The sequence below is a fragment of the Ancylobacter mangrovi genome, from assembly GCF_024752355.1.
Lineage (GTDB): Bacteria > Pseudomonadota > Alphaproteobacteria > Rhizobiales > Xanthobacteraceae > Ancylobacter > Ancylobacter mangrovi.
In genome coordinates this window covers 20,419-40,787 of record NZ_JANTHZ010000015.1, presented here as the reverse complement: position 1 = coordinate 40,787, position 20,369 = coordinate 20,419, and the positions used below count along the sequence as shown (strand labels likewise).

Here is a 20,369-nt window from a genome sequence, read left to right as displayed (position 1 = left end):
TCGCCCAGGGAAGTTTCGGCGCGGCGCTGGCGGCGAGCGATCCGGGGCGGGCCGCCGGGTTGCGGCGCTTTCTTCGGCGATCGGTGAAGCGCCGGCTTGCCGGTCGCGGTCGACCCGGCGCCAGGTAGCGCGAATCGGTCCGTCCTGTTGGCCGATGCCATTTGCGAACGTTGCCGATCTCTTTCCCCGTGGCCCTCGGTATCCCCGTGGCCGGCCCCTCAGCCCACCTCGAAATACCGTTGCGGAACGCAGGGTTGTGCAGTGCGTTCGAAGCGGGGGATAGGGTCATTGTTTGGCCGCGTTCAAACGCGTCTATTTCCGAGGGTCGTGACGGCGCAGGGGCGGTGCAGGCATGCGAACAGCGGCCTGGCGCTCAAGCAAAAGCTGCGGGGTGGGCGGGCCGTGAATCACGTAATATGCACGTATCGATATATTGCGATTTCGGAATCACCCTTGATATTGCACCGCCTCGCCCTCATGCCCCCTCGCGCTGCCGGATACCGTTCGGAGCCGGCGCCGAAGCCTTCCCGCGTGACCAGTATCTCGGGTGCGACGCAGACCTTTTTACCTCGACAAGGGCAGTAGAGTTGTGGCTGAGCAGGATTATGGTGCGGATTATTTCTTGTCGCATTGTGGCATTCCCTACAATCGCGACGAGCCCCACTGGCTCCGGTTCTTTGGCAACGTCGCGCAGCGGATCGACGAGACGCTGAGCCCCAAGACTGTCTTCGATGCAGGCTGCGCCATCGGCTTCCTGGTCGAGACACTGCGCGCACGCGGCATCGAGGCGTTCGGCCGCGACTTCTCGACCTATGCGATCAGCCAGGTGCCGGCCGGGCTGAGGCCCTATTGCGAATGCGCCTCCATCACCGATCCGATCGAAGGCAGCTACGACCTCGTGACCTGCATCGAGGTGCTGGAACACATGCCGCCCGAGGATGCGCGGCTGGCGGTGAAGAACCTGTGCAGCGTCGCGCCGCAGGTGCTGTTCTCCTCGAGCCCGGTCGATTTCGAGGAAGAGACCCACATCAACGTCCAGCCGCCGCTCTACTGGATGCAGCTCTTCGCCGAGGAAGGGTTCGCGCCGAGGGCGGGCTATGACGGCTCGTTCCTGTGCCCTTGGGCGATCCTGTTCGAGCGGCGCGAGCGGGCGCCGGACCCGAACGAGCTGGAGGCGCAGTCGCGCCTCGTCCTGGCGCGGATCGAGATCGCCGAGCGCAACGCGGCCGCTGCCGCCGCCAAAGCGCGCGCCGCCGCGGCCGAGGCGCAGCCGGGGACCGGCTCGCCGACGAACGGGCACGACCTCTCGCATGACGTCGACGTGTTTTCGGCGGAGATCGAGGTTCAGGAGAGCGTGCCGATCGAGGCGACGCCGGACGTGCTGGCGCAGGCCGTCGCCCGGCTGGACAGGGCGGAGACCGTGATCGGCGACCTGCGCGGGCGGGTAGCGTCGCTGCAGGCCGAGAACGCGAAGATGCACGCTGCGCTTGAAAAGCAGCAGGCCCAGACGGTCCAGGGCCTGCAGAGCCAGGCGCAGGAACTGAGCCAGTCGAAGAGGGAGCTGTCCGAGGAGCGGGCCGATATCGTCGAGTTGGACGAGCGTGTCGCGGGTCTGGAGAAGCGCGGCAGCCTGCTCCTCTACTGGGGTGCGCGCCGGAAGGCGAAGCGCCGCCGCGAGCGGGCGGAAGGCGTCGCCCCCAGCGAGGACGAGGCGCTGGTCGCGGCGTCGGGCCTGTTTGATGCCGACTGGTATCTCGCCCGCAACCCCGACGCGGCGGCCTATGGTGGCGGCCCGATCCGCCATTATCTCGACTACGGCGCCCGCGAGGGGCGCGATCCCAATCCCTTCTTCTCGAGCCGCTGGTACGTCGCGAGCCACCCCGAGGCCGCGGCGAGCCTGCTCAACCCGCTCGTGCACTACATAAGGTTCGGCTCCGAGGCCGGCTTGCGGCCCTCGGCCGACTTCGATCCCACCTGGTACCGGCACACATATCCGGACGCCACGGCCGCCGGGGTCGACCCGCTGTTCCATTATCTCCATCACGGCCAGGCCGAGCGGCGGCGGCGCAACCAGATGGACCTCTCGCGCGACGTCGAGGAGGCGCTGCTCCAGGCGCTCAAGGTGCCGCAGCGGACGGACGAGCTGGTGCTGTTCGTCACCCACGCGCCGGCGGGCCGCATCAAGCCGCATGTGGCGGTCTATCTCGACGCGCTGAGGGCCGCCGGCCTCGCCACGGTGCTGATCATCGTCAGCGAGCCTGAAGACCAGATCGACACCGCCCCGCTGCTGGACCGGGTCGACGGACTCTTCATCCGCGAGAACGGCGGGTTCGACTTCGCCGCCTGGGCGCATGTGGCGCGCGAGCTGGATCTGAGCGCCACGCGCCTGCTGTGCCTCGCCAATGACAGCCTGCTGGGGCCGTTCAGTGAGAAGGCGATGAAGGCGCTCGTCAGCCGCGTCTATGCCGCCGATGCGCAGCTGATCGGCATGACCGACAATTTCGAGTTCAAGCATCACTTCCAGAGCTACTTCCTGGCGGCCAAGGACCGCGGAGTGGAGAAGCTCCTCGACTTCCTCTCCGAAGTCCGGTGGCTGGAGAGCAAGCACGAAGTCATCAGGGCGTATGAGATTCAGGCGCTGGAGGCCTTCGAGGCGGCCGGCCTGAAGGGCGAGGTGCTGTTCCCCTCGCGCGGGACCACCAATCGTACGCTCACCGAATGGCGCCAACTCATCCGCGAGGGATTTCCCTTCATCAAGATGGCGGCGCTGCAGGAATTGAGCGTCGAAGAGCGCGAGCGCGTGCTGCGCGCCAACGGCTTCGATCCCGCTATCGCGGAAGAGAGCATCGCAATCGTCCAGGCCGGCGGTGCGGGTGCGGCTCCGCAGAGCGGAAGACACGAGGAACTCGCCACCACGAACGCGACGCTGCGCCAGGAGTTGCAGAACGCGGCGGCGCAGTCGAGCGCGACCGCGCTGCACATCGCCGAGCTCGAGCGGGAACTGGTGCGGGCGAGGCGCCGTCCCTGGAAGCTCGTCAAGAACAAGCTGAAGTTCAAGCTCTACAGGTGGCTGTCGCGTGTCTCGCGCCCGTTCTCAAGGAAGGCGGCAGCGAAGTTCGAGTTCCGCGCCCGGCGCCGCGATCCGGCCCGGCCGGTGTCCGGTCCGGGCGAGGCGCCGGCGTCCACCGCCATCGCCGTCTTATCGGCGGGGCAGAGGGAGCGCGTCCATGCGGGCCGGCAGAGGCACGACCCGAACCGGCCGAACGTGCTCATCGTCAGCCACCAGGCCAGCCGGACAGGCGCGCCGATCCTGACGCTCAACATCGGCGAGAAACTGTCGGCGCGCTACAACGTCACCTTCATGTGCCTCACCGGCGGCGAGCTCATCGACGACTTCTGCGCGGCGTCGGAGGAGGTGGTCGATGCCGGTCTGCACAGCATGGAGTGGGAGGACTATGTCGACCTCATCGGCCGGATGACGGAGAAGCGTGATTTCGCCTTCGCGGTCGTCAATTCGGTCGAGTCGCACGCCGTGCTGCGGGCGCTGAACCAGTGCGGCGTGCCCACCGTGACGCTGCTGCACGAGTTCGCCTCCTATACCGGCAAGAAGGCGGCCTTCCCGGAGGCGATGCGGTTCGCGGACGACACGATCTTCTCGACCCGGCTGACGCTCGACAACGCTTTCGACAACAACCTGATGGACTTCACGCCGACGCTGCATGTCCTGCCGCAGGGCCAATGCCGGATTCCGACGCCGAAGCTGTCGGCCGGGTCGAGCGAGGCGGAGCGGAGCCGCCTGCGCGAGGCGCTGGCGCCCGAGCTTGCCGGGGACCGGCAGTTCGTCGTTCTCGGCGCCGGCACGGTCGAGATCCGCAAGGGCGTCGATCTCTTCATCGAGATCGCGACCCGGGTGCTCAACGGGCCGGGCGCGGAGCGCATCCGCTTCGCCTGGATCGGTGCCGGCTACGCGCCCGATCGCGACTTCGCCTATTCGGTCTATCTGCGCGACCAGCTCAAGCGCGCGGGTATCGAGAACCGCGTCACCATTCTGCCGGCGACCTCGGAGATCGAGTACGCGTATGAGCTGACCGACGTCCTGCTGCTGTCGAGCCGGCTCGACCCGCTGCCCAACGTGGCGATCGACGCGCTGTGCCGCGGCCTGCCGGTGCTCTGCTTCAAGGAGGCGACGGGCATTGCCGACCTGCTGGCAGCGGGCGGGCTGCAGGATGCCTGCCTCGGTGAATACATGGACACGACCGAACTCGCCGAGAAGATCCGGGCGCTGGCGACCTCGCAGGCCCTCTATGACGAGACTTCGCTGAAGACGAAACAGTGCGCCGAGACCTTCGCCGACCTCGACCGCTACGTCGCCACGATCGAGGCCTTCGCGCTGAAGGCCGGGGGGCGGCACGAGGCGCAGGAGAAGGATATCGGGGACATCGTGCGGCTGGGCGGCTTCCGGCCCGACTTCTTCGCCGGTGAGCCGGCGTCGGCGGCCGTCTCCGAGCGGGGCGTGACCGACTATATCGACCGCCTGCACTGGGTCGGCGCGGCCCGCAAGCCGGAGCCGGGCTTCAACCCGTTCATCTATGCCGCGCAGGCGACCGGCTATGACAGCGGCACCGACGCCTATGCCGACTTCCTGCGCAAGGGCCGGCCGGCCGGCCCGTGGCTGCTGCCGGTGCTCGAGGGCGGCGCGGCGGTGGCCGCGGACGTTCCGGCGGCGACGCTGAATAGCGCGTTGCACATCCACGCCTATTTCACGGACCGGCTGGCCGAGGTCGCCGAACGTCTGGCGGGCAACCGGACCCGGCCGGATCTGTTCGTCAGCATCGGCGAGGGCGCGTCGGCCGAGCAGGTGAGGGCGGTGTTCCGGCACTACGGCGGCGCGGTGACAGTGAACCACGCGCCGAATGCCGGGCGCGACATCGGCCCGTTCCTCACCGCCTTCGGCCCGCAGATGGTCGCAGAGTACGACGTCGTCGGGCACATCCACATCAAGCGCAGCGGCCAGCTCAAGAGCACGGACTTCGTCGCCGCCTGGAGCGATTTCCTGTTCGAGAACATGCTCGGCGGGGCGCAGGGCGGGGCGATGCTCGACCTGATCATGAAGACGATGCAGGACGAGCCGCGGGTCGGGCTGGTCTACCCGGACGATCCGCACGTCTTCGGCTGGACGCGCAACCTGCGGGCGGCGAGCCGCATCGCCGCGCGGATGGGCCATGAATCGCTGCCGCGGATGATCAATTTCCCGATCGGCACCATGTTCTGGATGCGCTCGGCGGCGCTGAAGCCGTTCGTCGACCTCAATCTCGACTGGTCGGACTATCCGCGCGAGCCGCTGGCCGACGACGGGACCGACCTGCACGCGCTGGAACGCCTCTTCGGGGTGATTCCGGCGTTGAATGGATGGGATACGCTGGTGACCAATATTCGCGGCGTGACCCGCTGACCTGGCGCGGTCCTGCCCGGCACGCGCCGGCAGCGATCACGTCCATGGCCGGCGCAGCGGGAAGAGATCTGGAATGAAAGTGCTTGTTATCGGGGGATGCGGTTTCATCGGCTCCCATGTCGTCGACCGGCTGCTGGCCCACGGCCATGCGGTGAAGGTGTTCGACCGGCAGATGGAACGCTTCCGCCCGCCGCTCGAGGGCGTCGAGTACGTCACCGGCAGTTTCGGGGACCGCATGGCGCTGATCGAGGCCCTCGCGGGTGTCGAGGCGGTGATGCACCTGGTGAGCACCACCTTTCCGGGCACGGCCGACCTCAGCCCGACCACCGACGTGCAGGACAATCTGATCGGCACGCTCTCGCTGCTCGACGCGATGGGTGGGCTCGGAATCAGCCGCATCCTGTTCCTGTCGTCGGGCGGGACGGTCTACGGCCTTCCCGACATCGTGCCGATTCCGGAGACGCACCCGCTTCGGCCGATCAATTCGTATGGGATCGTGAAGGCCTCGATCGAGCACTATCTCGAGATGTACCGGCGCACGCGTGGCATGTCGCCGGTGGTGATCCGGGCGTCGAATCCCTATGGGCCTCGCCAGGGCCATGCGGGCGTGCAGGGGGTGATCTCCACCTTCCTGTCGCGCCTGAATGCGGGCCAGTCGATCGAGATCTGGGGCGACGGCAGCGTCGTGCGCGACTATCTGCACGTGACCGACCTCGCCGAGCTGTGCGCGCGCGCCGTCGCCAGCGAGAGGGTCGGGCCCTACAATGCGGGAAGCGGGCAGGGCACCTCAATCCGGCAGATCATCGAGATCCTCGCCGCCGTGACGGGCCAGCCGATCCAGCCCATCTACAAGCCCGGCCGGGTGATCGACGTGTCCCATTCGGTGCTCGACGTCAGCCGCGCCCGCACCGATTTCGGGTGGCAATGTGGCATGCCGCTGCTGGAGGGAATCCAGGCCACCTATGAGTGGGTCCGCCAGCAATAGGACGGCCCTGGGAAGGACACCGGGCGCCCGCCGGGGCTGACGTCACATCTCGGTGTCCGGCGCGCGGGCCGGGCAACGATTCGACGAAAGGTGATTCCGGGCCCTTCCGGGCGACCTCTCGCGGGCCGGTTTCGCGTCCCGATTGTCCCCTGCGCCGCGCCCTCGCGGAGCCTCCGCCGGCCCGATGCCCGGCCTCATTCCCATACCGGCCCGCGCCCGCCCCGTATGCCCGTCACGCCGCCGGATGCGCCGGCCGTCTGCCATGCGGAAATTGGCGGTCGCCGTCATAATCGCGACGTGCGACAATGAGATGCCGCAGTGCACCGTGGTCCCGCAACGTTATGTCGGGGGGACTGCCAGCAAGCTGTGAATTCTGTATACCACGCAGAAGCGAAAGGCCCACCGATGCCCTTGCCTCGCTTGGGGCGGTGAGATAAGCCTGCCCTCATGCTTTGAATAATTCGCGACTAGCGGCTGTGCCGCGTGGCGCGCCTCACCGGGGAGGAGGAAGGTCAATGAGCAGCCTGCTCCAGGATTACCTGCCCGTCGTTATCTTCATCGGCGTTTCCGCTGTCATCGGCCTCGCGCTTCTGGTGGCACCGTTCCTGGTGGCCTACAGCCGCCCCGACCCCGAAAAGATGTCGGCCTATGAATGCGGCTTCAATGCGTTCGACGACGCGCGCATGAAGTTCGACGTCCGCTTCTACCTGGTGTCCATCCTCTTCATCATCTTCGACCTCGAGGTCGCCTTCCTGTTCCCGTGGGCGATCACCTTCGGGGATCTCGGCGATTTCGGCTTCTGGTCGATGATGATCTTCCTCGGCGTGCTGACCGTCGGCTTCGTCTATGAATGGAAGAAGGGAGCGCTCGAATGGGATTGACCGCCAACAGCCCGCTCGTTGCTCCGGCGGCCAAGGGGATCATCGACCCGTCGACCGGCAGGCCGGTCGGCGCCAATGACCCGTTCTTCGTCGAGGTGAACGCGGAGCTCGCCGACAAGGGCTTCCTCGTCACTGCTACGGACGAGCTCATCAACTGGGCGCGTACCGGCTCGCTGATGTGGATGACCTTCGGCCTCGCCTGCTGCGCGGTCGAGATGATGCAGGTGTCGATGCCGCGCTACGATGTGGAGCGCTTCGGCTTCGCCCCGCGTGCGAGCCCGCGCCAGTCGGACGTGATGATCGTCGCCGGCACGCTCACCAACAAGATGGCCCCGGCGCTGCGCAAGGTCTACGACCAGATGCCCGAGCCGCGCTACGTCATCTCGATGGGCTCGTGCGCCAATGGCGGCGGCTACTATCACTATTCCTACTCGGTGGTGCGCGGCTGCGACCGCATCGTGCCGGTCGACATCTACGTGCCGGGCTGCCCGCCGACGGCCGAGGCGCTGCTCTACGGGGTGCTTCTGCTGCAGAAGAAGATCCGCCGCACGGGCACCATCGAACGCTGACGCCGGCCTCAACGGAAGGCAGACACGGGAACGACATGGACGAGACGCTGAAAGAGCTGGGCGCACATGTGAAGGAAGCGCTCGCCGACGCCGTCGAGGAGGTGATCGTCGCCTATGGCGAACTGACCCTCGTCGCGTCCGCCGGCGACATCATCAAGGTCCTGACCTTCCTGCGCGACGACCCGTCCTGCCGCTTCGTCAGCTTCATCGACATCTGCGGCGTCGACTGGCCGAAGCGCGAGCGCCGCTTTGACGTGGTCTATCACCTGCTCTCGCCGACCCTGAATGCGCGGGTGCGGGTGCGGGTCGAGGCCGACGAGACGACGCCCGTTCCCTCGGCCACGCCGGTGTTCGCCGGCGCGCTCTGGTTCGAGCGCGAAGCCTACGACATGTACGGCGTCCTGTTCTCCGGCCATCCGGAGCTGCGCCGCCTGCTGACCGACTACGGCTTCGACGGCTATCCGCTGCGCAAGGACTTCCCGACCACCGGCTTCGTCGAGGTCCGCTATGACGACGAGCGCAAGCGCGTGGTCTACGAGCCGGTGAAGCTCGCGCAGGAGTTCCGCAACTTCGACTTCCTGTCGCCCTGGGAGGGGCCCGAATACGTGCTCCCCGGCGACGAGAAGGCCAGCGGCCCGAAGGCGGGCTGAGGTGAGGTCAGATCGATGAACGCACCCACCAAGGTCGACCCGAACGTCCGCAACTTCCAGATCAACTTCGGTCCGCAACATCCTGCTGCGCATGGCGTTCTGCGCCTCGTGCTGGAGCTGGACGGCGAGGTCGTGGAACGTGTCGACCCGCATATCGGGCTGCTGCATCGCGGCACCGAGAAGCTGATCGAGACCAAGACCTACACGCAGGCCGTGCCCTATTTCGACCGGCTCGACTATGTCGCGCCGATGAACCAGGAACACGCCTTCTGCCTCGCCATCGAGCGCCTGCTCGACCTCGAGGTGCCCAAGCGCGGCCAGCTCATCCGCGTGCTCTATTCCGAGATCGGGCGCATCCTCTCGCACCTGCTCAACGTGACGACGCAGGCGATGGACGTCGGCGCGCTCACCCCGCCGCTGTGGGGCTTCGAGGAGCGCGAGAAGCTCATGGTGTTCTATGAGCGCGCCTCCGGCTCGCGCATGCACGCGGCCTATTTCCGGCCGGGTGGGGTGCACCAGGACCTGCCGCGCAAGCTGGTCGAGGACATCCTCGATTTCATCCCCCCCTTCCTCAAGGTCTGCGACGACCTCGAGGGGCTGCTGACCGACAACCGCATCTTCAAGCAGCGCAATGTCGACATCGGCATCGTCAGCCTGGAGGACGCCTTCGCCTGGGGCTTCTCCGGCGTGATGGTGCGCGGCTCGGGCGCGGCGTGGGACCTGCGCAAGGCGCAGCCCTACGAGTGCTATGACGAGATGGAATTCGACATTCCGATCGGCAAGAACTGCGACAATTACGACCGCTACTGCATCCGCATGGAAGAGATGCGCCAGTCCGCGCACATCATGCGCCAGTGCTGCGAGCGCCTGCTGAAGGAAGCGGGCCCGGTCTCTGCGGTGGACCACAAGATCGTGCCGCCCAAGCGTGGCGAGATGAAGCGCTCGATGGAGGCGCTCATCCATCACTTCAAGCTCTACACGGAAGGCTTCCATGTGCCGGCCGGCGAGGTCTACTCGGCGGTGGAGGCCCCCAAGGGCGAGTTCGGCGTCTATCTGGTGTCGGATGGCACCAACAAGCCCTATCGCTGCAAGATCCGCGCGCCCGGCTTCGCGCATCTTCAGTCAATGGATTTCCTGTGCCGCGGCTACATGCTTGCGGACGTCTCGGCGATCCTCGGATCGCTGGACATCGTGTTCGGAGAAGTGGACCGCTGACCCGGAAGGGTCCAGCGGTCTGATCGGAAGGGTACGGAATGTCTGTCCGTAGGCTTGCGCCAAAAGAGGTTCAGCCCGAGAGCTTTGTGTTCACGGACGAGAATCTTGCCTGGGCCGAGAAGACCATCGCGAAATATCCGCCCGGCCGGCAGGCCAGCGCGGTGATACCCCTGCTCATGCGTGCTCAGGAGCAGGCCGGCGGCTGGGTGTCCGAGCCGGCCATGCGCTATGTGGGCGACATGCTCGGCATGGCGCCGATCCGCGTCTACGAGATCGCGACCTTCTATACCCAGTTCCAGCTCCAGCCGGTCGGCCGTAAGGCGCATGTCCAGGTGTGCGGCACCACGCCCTGCATGCTGATGGGCGCGGGCGAGCTGATGAAGGTCTGCAAGAAGCGGATCAACGCCGAGCCGTTCCACCTCTCCGCGGATGGCGACTTCTCCTGGGAAGAGGTCGAGTGTGCGGGCACCTGCACCAACGCGCCGATGATCCAGGTGTGGAAGGACGTCTACGAGGACCTGACGCCGGAGGATCTGGAGAAGATCCTCGACGCGTTCGAGCGCGGCGAGAAGCCGACGCCCGGCCCGCAGAACGGGCGCAAGAGCTGTGAGCCCGTCACGGGGCTTCGCGTCCTGACCTCGCCGGAGCTCTATGACGGCTCGATGGTCGGGGCCGGCGCCGGGCTGGCTCTGGCCCGCGAGGCGATCGCGGCGCGCGAGAACGGGGAGGCGGCTCCTTCCGCACCGCCGGCGGCGGCCGCCGCTGCGGCGCCCCCGCCTCCGCCCAAGGGCGACCCGGCCCCCGCCAAGCCCCCGCCGGCCAAGGCGGTCGAGGCGGCGGGCGAGGCCGACAGCGAGAAGCCGAAGAAGCCCGTGGCGCCGCCGCCCGGCACCAAGGCGGATTGAGGAGCGAACCATGCTTGCCGACAAGGATCGCATCTTCACCAATATCTACGGCTTCCACGACTGGGGGCTGCAGGGCGCGCTCAAGCGCGGCTCCTGGGATGGCACCAAGACCATTCTCGACGCCGGCCGCGACTGGATCATCGACCACATGAAGGCCTCGGGCCTGCGCGGGCGTGGCGGCGCCGGCTTCCCGACCGGGCTGAAATGGTCGTTCATGCCCAAGCAGTCCGACGGGCGCCCGCACTATCTCGTCGTCAACGCGGACGAGTCCGAGCCCGGCACCTGCAAGGACCGGGAGATCATGCGGCACGATCCGCATCATCTGGTCGAGGGCTGCCTCGTCGCCGGCTTCGCCATGGGCGCGCACGCCGCCTACATCTATGTGCGCGGCGAGTTCATCGTCGAGCGCGAGCACCTGCAGGCGGCAGTCGACCAGGCCTATGAGGCGCGCCTGATCGGCAAGAACAACGTCCATGGCTGGGACTTCGACATCTACGTTCACCACGGCGCCGGCGCCTATATCTGCGGCGAGGAGACGGCGCTGCTGGAGAGCCTGGAAGGCAAGAAGGGCCAGCCGCGCCTGAAGCCGCCGTTCCCGGCCAATGTGGGCCTTTACGGCTGCCCGACCACGGTGAACAACGTCGAGTCGATCGCGGTCGCGCCGACCATCCTGCGGCGCGGCGCGGCCTGGTTCTCGGCCATCGGCCGGCCGAACAATGTCGGCACCAAGCTCTATGGCATCTCCGGCCACGTGAACACGCCGTGCATCGTCGAAGAGGCGATGAGCATCCCGTTCAAGGAGCTGATCGAGAAGCATGGCGGCGGCGTGCGCGGCGGCTGGGACAACCTGCTCGCCGTCATCCCCGGCGGCGCGTCCTGCCCGATCATCCCGGCCGACCAGTGCGAGGAGCTGATCATGGACTTCGACGGCTGCCGCGCCGTGAAGTCCAGCCTCGGCACCGCCGGCGTGCTGGTGATGGACAAGACCACCGACGTCATCAAGGCGATCTCCCGCATCTCCTACTTCTTCCGCCACGAGAGCTGCGGCCAGTGCACGCCGTGCCGCGAGGGCACGGGCTGGATGTGGCGGGTGATGGACCGCATGGTCGAGGGCCGCGCGCAGAAGCGCGAGATCGACCTGCTGCTGCAGGTGACGACGCAGGTCGAAGGGCACACCATCTGCGCGCTGGGCGATGCGGCGGCCTGGCCGATCCAGGGCCTCATCCGGCATTTCCGGCCGGAGATCGAGAAGCGGATCGACCAGTATTCTGCGAACCCGCATTCCGACCCCGTTCCGGTCGCGGCGGAGTGAGAGAGCATCATGGCTAAGATCATCGTTGACGACATCGAGCTTGATGTTCCGCCGGAGTACACGCTGCTCCAGGCGTGCGAGGCGGCCGGCGCGGAGATTCCGCGCTTCTGCTTCCACGAGCGCCTGTCGATCGCCGGCAATTGCCGCATGTGCCTGGTCGAGGTGAAGGGCGGTCCGCCCAAGCCGACGGCGAGCTGCGCCATGAATGTGCGCGACCTGCGCCCCGGCCCGAACGGCGAGCCGCCCGTGGTGCTCACCAAGAGCCCCATGGTGAAGAAGGCGCGCGAGGGGGTGATGGAGTTCCTGCTCATCAACCACCCGCTGGATTGCCCGATCTGCGACCAGGGCGGCGAATGTGACCTGCAGGATCAGGCCATGGCCTATGGCGTGGACACGTCCCGCTACATCGAGAACAAGCGCGCGGTCGAGGACAAGTATATCGGCCCGCTGATCAAGACCTCCATGACGCGCTGCATCCAGTGCACGCGCTGCGTGCGCTTCACCACGGAAGTGGCGGGCGTGGCCGAGCTCGGCGCCATCGGGCGCGGCGAGGACATGGAGATCACCACCTATCTCGAGGCGGCGATGTCCTCGGAGCTGCAGGGCAATGTCGCCGACCTCTGCCCGGTCGGCGCGCTGACCCAGCGCCCCTACGCGTTCCACGCCCGTCCGTGGGAGCTGGTGAAGACCGAATCCATCGACGTGATGGACGCGGTCGGCTCCAACATCCGCGTCGACACCCGCGGGCGCGAGGTGATGCGCGTGCTGCCGCGCCTCAACGAGGACGTGAACGAGGAGTGGATCTCCGACAAGACCCGCTACATCTGGGACGGCCTGAAGACCCAGCGCCTCGACCGCCCCTATGTGCGCGTCGGCGGCCGGCTTAAGCCGGCGAGCTGGCCGGAAGCCTTCGCCGCCATCGCCGCGAAGATGAAGGGCGTGCCCGGCAACCGCATCGGCGGGCTGGTGGGCGATCTCGCCTCGGTCGAGGAGGCGTTCGCGCTCAAGTCGCTGCTGAGCGCGCTCGGCTCGGCCAATATCGACTGCCGCCAGGACGGGACCAAGCTCGATCCCGCGCTGGGGCGCGCCTCCTACCTGTTCAACCCGACCATCGCCGGCATCGAGCAGGCGGACGCGCTGCTGATCATCGGCGCCGATCCGCGCCGCGAGGCGAGCGTGCTGAACGCGCGCATCCGCAAGCGCTGGCTGGCGGGCAATTTTCCGATCGGCCTCGTCGGCGAGCATGTCGACCTGACCTATCCCTATGACTATCTCGGCGCCGGCGCGGATACGCTGACCGACCTGGTCGGCGACGGCACCTTCGCCACCACGCTCAAGAACGCGCAGCGCCCGCTGGTGCTGATCGGGCAGGGCGCCCTGTCGCGGCCGGACGGCGCGGCGGTGCTCGCGCTCGCGGCCCGGCTCGCCGTGTCGGTCGGCGCGGTGAAGGACGGCTGGGACGGCTTCGGCGTGCTGCACACCGCGGCGGCCCGCGTCGGCGCGCTCGATGTCGGCGCCGTGCCGGGCGAGGGCGGTCTCGATGCCGTCGCCATGACCAATCCGGGCGGGGTGGACGTGCTGTTCGCGCTGGGCGCGGACGAGATCGACATCGCGCCGGGCGCCTTCGTGGTCTATCTCGGCACCCATGGCGATCGCGGCGCCCACCGCGCCGACGTCATCCTGCCGGGCGCGGCCTACACGGAAAAGTCCGGCACCTATGTGAACACGGAAGGCCGGGCCCAGCTCGCCAATCGCGCGGCGTTCCCGCCGGGCGAGGCGCGCGAGGACTGGGCGGTGCTGCGCGCGCTGTCCGACGTACTCGGCCAGCGCCTGCCGTTCGACAACCTCTCGGAGCTGCGCGTCAAGCTCTACGCGGCGTTCCCGCACCTTGCCCGGCTCGACCATGTCGAGCCGGCCGGCCAGGCGGCGATCGTCGCGCTGGCGGGGCTGGGCGGCACGCCGGAGCGGGCGCCGTTCCGTGCCGCCGTCACCGAATTCTATCTCACCAACCCGATCGCCCGCGCCTCGGCGGTGATGGCCGAGTGCTCGGCGCTCGCCCATAGCCGCCTCGCGGCGGCGGCCGAGTGAGGGGGAGAGCATGACCAACACAAGCTGGCTCGACACTCTCATCCAGGTCGTCATCATCCTCGCCCAGAGCCTGGCGCTCCTGGTCGGGCTGCTGATCGTGGTGGCCTATGTGCTGCTCGCCGACCGCAAGATCTGGGCGGCGGTGCAGATGCGGCGCGGGCCCAACGTGGTCGGGCCGTTCGGCCTGTTCCAGTCCTTCGCCGACCTCATCAAGTTCGTGCTGAAGGAGCCGGTTGTCCCGGACGGGTCGAACAAGGGCGTGTTCCTGCTCGCGCCCTTCGTCACCTGCCTGCTGGCGCTGGCGGCCTGGGCGGTGGTGCCGCTCGACGCCGGCTGGGTGGTGGCCGACATCAATGTCGGCGTGCTCTACATCTTCGCGATCTCCTCGCTCGGCGTGTACGGCGTCATCATGGGCGGCTGGGCGTCGAACTCGAAGTACCCGTTCCTCTCCGCGCTGCGCGCGGCGGCGCAGATGGTCTCCTACGAGGTGTCGATCGGCTTCGTCATCGTCACCGTGCTGATGTGCGCGGGCTCGCTGAACCTGTCGGCGATCGTCGAGGCGCAGAACACCCGCTACGGCATCCTCGGCTGGTACTGGCTGCCGCTGTTCCCGATGTTCGTGATCTTCTTCATCTCGGCACTGGCCGAGACGAACCGCCCGCCCTTCGACCTGGGCGAGGCGGAATCCGAGCTCGTAGCCGGCTTCATGGTCGAGTACGGCTCGACCCCGTACATGATGTTCATGCTCGGCGAGTACGTGGCGATCATGACCATGTGCGCGCTGACCGCGATCCTGTTCATGGGCGGCTGGCTGCCGCCGCTGCCCTTCGCGCCCTTCACCTGGGTGCCGGGCGTGATCTGGTTCCTGCTCAAGGTTCTGCTGGTCTTCTTCATGTTCGCCATGGTGAAGGCGATGGTCCCGCGCTACCGCTACGACCAGCTCATGCGTCTCGGCTGGAAGGTGTTCCTGCCGATCTCGCTGTTCATGGTCGTGCTGGTCGCGGGCGTGCTGCACTTCTCGGGCCTGGCGCCCGGGGCGGGAGGTTGAGATGAGCGAGGGTGCGCTTGCGATCCTGTTCGAAGCCTCGGCGGTGGCCTGGGCGGGGGCGCTGATCGGCGCCCTGCTCGGGGCGGCCGAGTGGTTCATCCTGCCGCGGATGATGGAATTGTCGATCCGCGGTTCCCGAGAAGCCCGCAAGCTGAGCCGTGAGCAGCTGGAGGGCGTGGTTTCCTGGTGGAAGACGGTGATCCGGGTGTTCGCCGTCTCCATGCCGCTGGTGGGCTTCGGCCTCGCCGCGGCCATGGCCGAGTGAGGAGAGCGACATGAGATTGGACCTGGCGGCCCGCCAGCTGCTGCTCACCGAGTTCGTCTCGGCGTTCTTCCTGGCGATGCGCTACTTCTTCAAGCCGAAGTCGACGCTGAACTACCCGTTCGAGAAGGGGCCGGTGAGCCCGCGCTTCCGCGGCGAGCACGCGCTGCGCCGCTATCCGAACGGCGAGGAGCGCTGCATCGCGTGCAAGCTGTGCGAGGCGATCTGCCCGGCGCAGGCCATCACCATCGAGGCCGGCCCGCGCCGCAACGACGGCACCCGCCGCACCACGCGTTACGACATCGACATGGTGAAGTGCATCTATTGCGGCTTCTGCCAGGAGGCCTGCCCGGTCGATGCCATCGTCGAGGGGCCGAACTTCGAGTTCGCCACCGAGACCCGCGAGGAACTCTACTACGACAAGGCCAAGCTGCTCGCCAATGGCGACCGCTGGGAGCGAGAAATCGCACGGAACATGGTGCTCGACGCACCATACCGTTGAGCGACGCAAGGGATTGGACGACGTGAAGATCGTGACGAGAGAAGCCGTAAAGGCGAGCGCTGCCGGCGGACGGGCTGTCCGTGCGGCAGGACGGGTCAGGGGGAGCCGGACATGAGCCTCGCCGCGCTGTTCTTCTATCTCTTCGCCGCCGTCGCGGTGGCGTCGGCCTTCATGGTCATCGCGTCGCGGAACCCCGTTCATTCCGTGCTGTTCCTGATCCTGACCTTCGTCAACGCGGCCGGGCTGTTCATCCTGATCGGCGCCGAGTTCCTCGCCATGCTGCTGGTGGTGGTCTATGTCGGCGCGGTCGCGGTGCTGTTCCTGTTCGTGGTGATGATGCTCGACGTCGACTTCGTCGAGCTGCGCCAGGGCTTCCTGCAGTACCTGCCGGTGGGCGCGCTGGTCGGCCTCGTCTTCCTCGCCGAGCTGGTGCTGGTGTTCGGCTCCTGGACCTTCGGCGAGGGGGTGACCGGGGCGGTGCTGCCGGCCGCGGCCGGCGTGTCGAACACGGTCCAGATCGGCCGGGTGCTCTACACCGACTACGTCTACTTCTTCCAGGCGGCGGGGCTGGTGCTGCTGGTGGCGATGATCGGCGCGATCGTGCTGACGCTGCGCCACAAGACGAACGTCAAGCGCCAGAGCATCCCGGTGCAGAACGCACGCACCAAGGCGGCGGCGATCGACGTCGTCAAGGTGCCGTCGGGCAAGGGGCTGTGACCATGGGAATCGGACTTCCGCACTACCTGACCGTCGCGGCCATCCTGTTCACGCTCGGCACGCTCGGCATCTTCCTCAACCGGAAGAACGTCATCGTCATCCTGATGTCGGTTGAGCTGATCCTGCTGGCGGTGAACATCAACTTCGTCGCCTTCTCCGCCTTCCTCGGCAACATCACCGGCCAGATCTTCGCTCTGTTCGTGCTGACGGTGGCCGCCGCCGAGGCCGCCATCGGCCTCGCCATCCTCGTGGTGTTCTACCGCAATCGCGGTTCGATCGCCGTCGAGGACATCAACACGATGAAGGGGTGAGGGGCCTTTCATGTATCAGGTCATCGTTTTCCTCCCCCTGCTCGGCTTCCTGATTGCTGGACTGTTCGGGCGGATGATCGGCGCGCGCGCGTCGGAGCTCGTCACCACGACGCTGCTCTTCATCGCCGCCTTCTTCGCCTGGATCGTGTTCTTCCGCACCACCTTCGGGGGCGAGGACGGCACGGTCGAGCTGTTCACCTGGATGTCGACCGGCGGGCTCGACGTCACTTGGGCGATCCGGGTCGACTCGCTCACCGCGGTCATGCTGATCCTGGTCACCACCGTCTCGGCGCTCGTGCACCTCTATTCGATGGGGTACATGCACGAGGACCCGAGCCGGCCGCGCTTCTTCGCCTATCTCTCGCTGTTCACCTTCGCCATGCTGACGCTGGTGACCAGCGACAACCTGGTGCAGCTGTTCTTCGGCTGGGAAGGGGTGGGCCTCGCCTCCTACCTGCTGATCGGCTTCTGGTACGACAAGCCCTCGGCCTGCGCCGCCGCGATGAAGGCGTTCATCGTCAACCGCGTGGGCGACTTCGGCTTCGCGCTCGGCATCTTCGCCGTCTTCATGATGACCGGCTCGGTCGCGTTCGAGCAGGTGTTCGCCAGCGCGCCTTCGCTGGTCGACAAGAACATCCTGTTCCTCGGCCATGAATGGCACGCGCCGACCATCATCTGCCTGCTGCTGTTCGTCGGCGCGATGGGCAAGTCAGCCCAGCTCGGCCTGCACACCTGGCTGCCGGACGCGATGGAAGGCCCGACCCCGGTGTCGGCGCTCATCCACGCCGCGACCATGGTCACCGCCGGCGTGTTCATGGTGGCGCGCCTGTCGCCGCTGTTCGAACTGTCGCAGACCGCGCTCAACGTGGTGCTGTTCGTCGGCGCCTCGACCGCCTTCTTCGCGGCGACGATCGGCTGCGTGCAGAACGACATCAAGCGCGTCATCGCCTACTCGACCTGTTCGCAGCTGGGCTACATGTTCACCGCACTCGGCACGGGGGCCTATTCGGTCGGCGTCTTCCACCTGCTGACGCACGGCTTCTTCAAGGCGCTGCTGTTCCTTGCCGCCGGCTCGGTCATCACGGCGATGCACCACGAGCAGGACATGCGGCACATGGGCGGGCTGTGGCGGAAGATCCCGTTCACCTACGGCACCATGATGATCGGCGGCCTCGCGCTAACGGGCTTCCCCTTCACCGCGGGCTACTACTCGAAGGACGCGATCATCGAGACCGCCTTCGTCAGCAGCAGCCCGTTCGCGACCTATGCCTGGGTGCTGACCGTCGCCGCCGCGGCGCTGACCGCCTTCTACACCTGGCGGCAGATGTTCATGACCTTCCACGGCGAGACGCGCGCGGATCATCACACATATGATCACGTGCACGAATCTCCCAAGACCATGCTGATCCCGCTGGGCGTGCTTTCGCTGGGCGCGCTCTTCGCCGGCATGATCCTGTACCCGTATTTCGTGGGGCACGACGTCGATCAGTTCTTCCGCGAAGCGATCTTCATGGGGCCGGAGAACAAGATCCTCGAGGAGATGCACCACATTCCCGGCTGGGCCAAATGGGCGCCGACGGCGATGATGGCGCTGGGCTTCCTCACCGCCTACTGGATGTACATCGCCAACCCGGCGGTGCCGAAGGCGCTCGCGAAGCAGAACGACGTGCTGTACCGCTTCCTGCTGAACAAGTGGTACTTCGACGAGATCTACGACTTCCTGTTCGTGCGCACCACGAAGTGGCTCGGCAACTTCCTCTGGAAGCAGGGCGACATCCGCGTCATCGACGGCTACGGCCCGAACGGCGTGTCGGCCCGCGTGGTCGACGTCACCAACCGGGTGATCCGGCTGCAGACCGGCTATCTCTATCACTATGCGTTCGTGATGCTGGTGGGCGTCGCGGCCCTCATCACCTGGTTCATGTTCGGGGGCGCGCACTGATGTACGACTGGCCCATTCTCTCCGTCGTCACCTTCCTGCCCCTGGTCGGCGCGCTTCTCATCGTGCTGATGATCCGTGGCGACGACGAGGTCGCCAAGCGCAATGCGCGCTGGGTCGCCCTGTGGGCGACGCTGGTGACCTTCGTCATCTCGCTGCTGCTGCTGCTCGGCTTCGATCCGTCGGCGACCGAGTTCCAGTTCGTGGAGACGCGGAGCTGGATCGGCGACATCGCGGCCTACCGCATGGGCGTGGACGGCATCTCGCTGCCCTTCGTCCTGCTCACCACGCTCCTGATGCCGATGTGCATCCTGGCGAGCTGGGAGTCGATCCAGCTCCGCGTCAAGGAGTACATGATCTGCTTCCTGGTGCTCGAGACGCTGATGATCGGCACCTTCTCGTCGCTGGACCTGCTGCAGTTCTACATCTTCTTCGAAGGCGGCCTGATCCCGATGTTCATCATCATCGGCATCTGGGGCGGCAAGCGGCGCATCTACGCGACGTTCAAGTTCTTCCTCTACACGCTGGCGGGCTCGGTGCTCATGATGCTCGCCATCATGGCCATGTACTGGCAGTCGGGCACCACCGACATCGTCTCGCTGCTGCACTTCAACTTCCCGTCCGGCATGCAGAAGTGGTTGTGGCTGGCGTTCTTCGCCTCCTTCGCGGTGAAGATGCCGATGTGGCCGGTGCACACCTGGCTGCCGGACGCGCATGTGGAGGCGCCGACCGCCGGTTCGGTGATCCTGGCCGGCATCCTGCTGAAGATGGGCGGCTACGGCTTCCTGCGCTTCAGCCTGCCCATGTTCCCGGAGGCGTCGGCCTATTTCGCGCCCTTCGTCTTCACGCTCTCGGTGATCGCGATCGTCTACACCTCGCTGGTCGCCCTGATGCAGGAGGACATCAAGAAGCTGATCGCCTATTCCTCGGTCGCCCATATGGGCTACGTGACGATGGGCATCTTCACCCTGACCCAGGCCGGCATCCAGGGCGCGGTGTTCCAGATGGTGAGCCACGGCTTCGTCTCCGGCGCGCTGTTCCTGTGCGTGGGCGTGGTCTACGACCGCATGCACACCCGCGAGATCGCGGCCTATGGCGGGCTCGTGCACCGCATGCCGATCTACGCCACGGTGTTCATGGTGTTCACCATGGCCAATGTCGGCCTGCCGGGCACCTCGGGCTTCATCGGCGAGTTCCTGACCCTGATCGCGACCTTCGGCCGGAACAGCTGGGTGGCGTTCTTCGCCACCAGCGGCGTCATCCTGTCCGCCTGCTACGCGCTGTGGCTCTACCGCCGCGTGATCTTCGGGCCGCTGGAGAAGGAGAGCCTCAAGAGCATCCTCGACCTCAACCATCGCGAGATGCTCTCCCTGATTCCGCTGCTGTTCTTCACCATCCTGTTCGGCATCTGGCCGCAGCCGATCCTCGACGCCTGCAATGTCGCGGTGAACGCCATCATGGCGCGCGCCGACATGGCGAGCGGCGCCGTGAAGGCCGCGAGCCTGATGCTGCCGTGACCCGAACCGAGAGCCC

The 20,369-nt window shown here is 66.8% G+C and carries 16 protein-coding genes; all 16 read left to right on the top strand.

Going from position 1 to position 20,369, the window contains the following annotated elements:
- The first annotated feature begins 622 nt into the window (after nucleotides 1–622).
- Nucleotides 623–5,452, top strand: coding sequence for a rhamnan synthesis F family protein (locus NVS89_RS22330; RefSeq protein ID WP_258734987.1), 4,830 nt, complete (start codon nucleotides 623–625; stop codon nucleotides 5,450–5,452).
- A 73-nt stretch (nucleotides 5,453–5,525) separates the two neighbouring features.
- The gene (locus tag NVS89_RS22325; protein WP_258734986.1) at nucleotides 5,526–6,437 is read left to right on the top strand and encodes an NAD-dependent epimerase/dehydratase family protein; all 912 of its coding nucleotides are present in this window, start codon (nucleotides 5,526–5,528) and stop codon (nucleotides 6,435–6,437) included.
- Between the two features lie 515 nt (nucleotides 6,438–6,952).
- Nucleotides 6,953–7,318: an NADH-quinone oxidoreductase subunit A gene (locus tag NVS89_RS22320; RefSeq protein ID WP_258734985.1), complete on the top strand. Its 366-nt coding sequence runs from the start codon at nucleotides 6,953–6,955 to the stop codon at nucleotides 7,316–7,318.
- Entirely contained in the window at nucleotides 7,309–7,887 is a 579-nt protein-coding gene (locus tag NVS89_RS22315) for a NuoB/complex I 20 kDa subunit family protein (protein ID WP_258734984.1), read from the top strand. Before NVS89_RS22320 ends, NVS89_RS22315 begins: the two co-directional genes overlap by 10 nt.
- A gap of 35 nt (nucleotides 7,888–7,922) precedes the next feature.
- Nucleotides 7,923–8,537 carry an NADH-quinone oxidoreductase subunit C gene (locus tag NVS89_RS22310; protein ID WP_258734983.1) on the top strand — a complete coding sequence of 205 codons (615 nt, stop codon included), beginning with the start codon at nucleotides 7,923–7,925 and terminating at the stop codon, nucleotides 8,535–8,537.
- Nucleotides 8,538–8,552: 15 nt separating this feature from the next.
- Nucleotides 8,553–9,752, top strand: a complete 1,200-nt coding sequence (locus NVS89_RS22305) for an NADH-quinone oxidoreductase subunit D (RefSeq protein ID WP_258734982.1) — start codon at nucleotides 8,553–8,555, stop codon at nucleotides 9,750–9,752.
- A gap of 38 nt (nucleotides 9,753–9,790) precedes the next feature.
- On the top strand, nucleotides 9,791–10,657 hold the full coding sequence (gene nuoE / locus NVS89_RS22300; protein WP_258734981.1) for an NADH-quinone oxidoreductase subunit NuoE: 867 nt from the start codon (nucleotides 9,791–9,793) through the stop codon (nucleotides 10,655–10,657).
- Between the two features lie 10 nt (nucleotides 10,658–10,667).
- Complete coding sequence (gene nuoF, locus NVS89_RS22295; RefSeq protein WP_258734980.1) at nucleotides 10,668–11,969, top strand: NADH-quinone oxidoreductase subunit NuoF; 1,302 nt, start codon at nucleotides 10,668–10,670, stop codon at nucleotides 11,967–11,969.
- A 9-nt stretch (nucleotides 11,970–11,978) separates the two neighbouring features.
- A complete protein-coding gene (gene nuoG, locus NVS89_RS22290; RefSeq protein WP_258734979.1) occupies nucleotides 11,979–14,057 on the top strand; it encodes an NADH-quinone oxidoreductase subunit NuoG in 2,079 nt (692 codons plus the stop codon).
- Between the two features lie 10 nt (nucleotides 14,058–14,067).
- Nucleotides 14,068–15,105 carry an NADH-quinone oxidoreductase subunit NuoH gene (gene nuoH, locus NVS89_RS22285; protein WP_258734978.1) on the top strand — a complete coding sequence of 346 codons (1,038 nt, stop codon included), beginning with the start codon at nucleotides 14,068–14,070 and terminating at the stop codon, nucleotides 15,103–15,105.
- A 1-nt stretch (nucleotide 15,106) separates the two neighbouring features.
- Nucleotides 15,107–15,370, top strand: a complete 264-nt coding sequence (locus tag NVS89_RS22280; protein ID WP_258734977.1) for a hypothetical protein — start codon at nucleotides 15,107–15,109, stop codon at nucleotides 15,368–15,370.
- A 10-nt stretch (nucleotides 15,371–15,380) separates the two neighbouring features.
- Complete coding sequence (nuoI, locus tag NVS89_RS22275; RefSeq protein WP_258734976.1) at nucleotides 15,381–15,869, top strand: NADH-quinone oxidoreductase subunit NuoI; 489 nt, start codon at nucleotides 15,381–15,383, stop codon at nucleotides 15,867–15,869.
- A 111-nt stretch (nucleotides 15,870–15,980) separates the two neighbouring features.
- Nucleotides 15,981–16,586 (top strand): NADH-quinone oxidoreductase subunit J, encoded by a 606-nt coding sequence (locus tag NVS89_RS22270; protein WP_258734975.1) that lies wholly within the window; start codon nucleotides 15,981–15,983, stop codon nucleotides 16,584–16,586.
- Nucleotides 16,587–16,588: 2 nt separating this feature from the next.
- Nucleotides 16,589–16,897 carry an NADH-quinone oxidoreductase subunit NuoK gene (gene nuoK, locus NVS89_RS22265; RefSeq protein ID WP_258734974.1) on the top strand — a complete coding sequence of 103 codons (309 nt, stop codon included), beginning with the start codon at nucleotides 16,589–16,591 and terminating at the stop codon, nucleotides 16,895–16,897.
- A 10-nt stretch (nucleotides 16,898–16,907) separates the two neighbouring features.
- Nucleotides 16,908–18,839, top strand: coding sequence for an NADH-quinone oxidoreductase subunit L (gene nuoL / locus NVS89_RS22260; protein ID WP_258734973.1), 1,932 nt, complete (start codon nucleotides 16,908–16,910; stop codon nucleotides 18,837–18,839).
- Nucleotides 18,839–20,353 (top strand): NADH-quinone oxidoreductase subunit M, encoded by a 1,515-nt coding sequence (locus NVS89_RS22255; protein ID WP_258734972.1) that lies wholly within the window; start codon nucleotides 18,839–18,841, stop codon nucleotides 20,351–20,353. Before nuoL ends, NVS89_RS22255 begins: the two co-directional genes overlap by 1 nt.
- Nucleotides 20,354–20,369 lie beyond the last annotated feature (16 nt).

Coding starts and splice junctions, on each gene's coding strand:
- NVS89_RS22325 (WP_258734986.1), top strand. CDS start 5,526: ATGAAAGTGCTTGTTATCGGGGGATGCGGTTTCATCGGCTCCCATGTC.
- NVS89_RS22320 (WP_258734985.1), top strand. CDS start 6,953: ATGAGCAGCCTGCTCCAGGATTACCTGCCCGTCGTTATCTTCATCGGC.
- NVS89_RS22315 (WP_258734984.1), top strand. CDS start 7,309: ATGGGATTGACCGCCAACAGCCCGCTCGTTGCTCCGGCGGCCAAGGGG.
- NVS89_RS22310 (WP_258734983.1), top strand. CDS start 7,923: ATGGACGAGACGCTGAAAGAGCTGGGCGCACATGTGAAGGAAGCGCTC.
- NVS89_RS22305 (WP_258734982.1), top strand. CDS start 8,553: ATGAACGCACCCACCAAGGTCGACCCGAACGTCCGCAACTTCCAGATC.
- nuoE (WP_258734981.1), top strand. CDS start 9,791: ATGTCTGTCCGTAGGCTTGCGCCAAAAGAGGTTCAGCCCGAGAGCTTT.
- nuoF (WP_258734980.1), top strand. CDS start 10,668: ATGCTTGCCGACAAGGATCGCATCTTCACCAATATCTACGGCTTCCAC.
- nuoG (WP_258734979.1), top strand. CDS start 11,979: ATGGCTAAGATCATCGTTGACGACATCGAGCTTGATGTTCCGCCGGAG.
- nuoH (WP_258734978.1), top strand. CDS start 14,068: ATGACCAACACAAGCTGGCTCGACACTCTCATCCAGGTCGTCATCATC.
- NVS89_RS22280 (WP_258734977.1), top strand. CDS start 15,107: ATGAGCGAGGGTGCGCTTGCGATCCTGTTCGAAGCCTCGGCGGTGGCC.
- nuoI (WP_258734976.1), top strand. CDS start 15,381: ATGAGATTGGACCTGGCGGCCCGCCAGCTGCTGCTCACCGAGTTCGTC.
- NVS89_RS22270 (WP_258734975.1), top strand. CDS start 15,981: ATGAGCCTCGCCGCGCTGTTCTTCTATCTCTTCGCCGCCGTCGCGGTG.
- nuoK (WP_258734974.1), top strand. CDS start 16,589: ATGGGAATCGGACTTCCGCACTACCTGACCGTCGCGGCCATCCTGTTC.
- nuoL (WP_258734973.1), top strand. CDS start 16,908: ATGTATCAGGTCATCGTTTTCCTCCCCCTGCTCGGCTTCCTGATTGCT.
- NVS89_RS22255 (WP_258734972.1), top strand. CDS start 18,839: ATGTACGACTGGCCCATTCTCTCCGTCGTCACCTTCCTGCCCCTGGTC.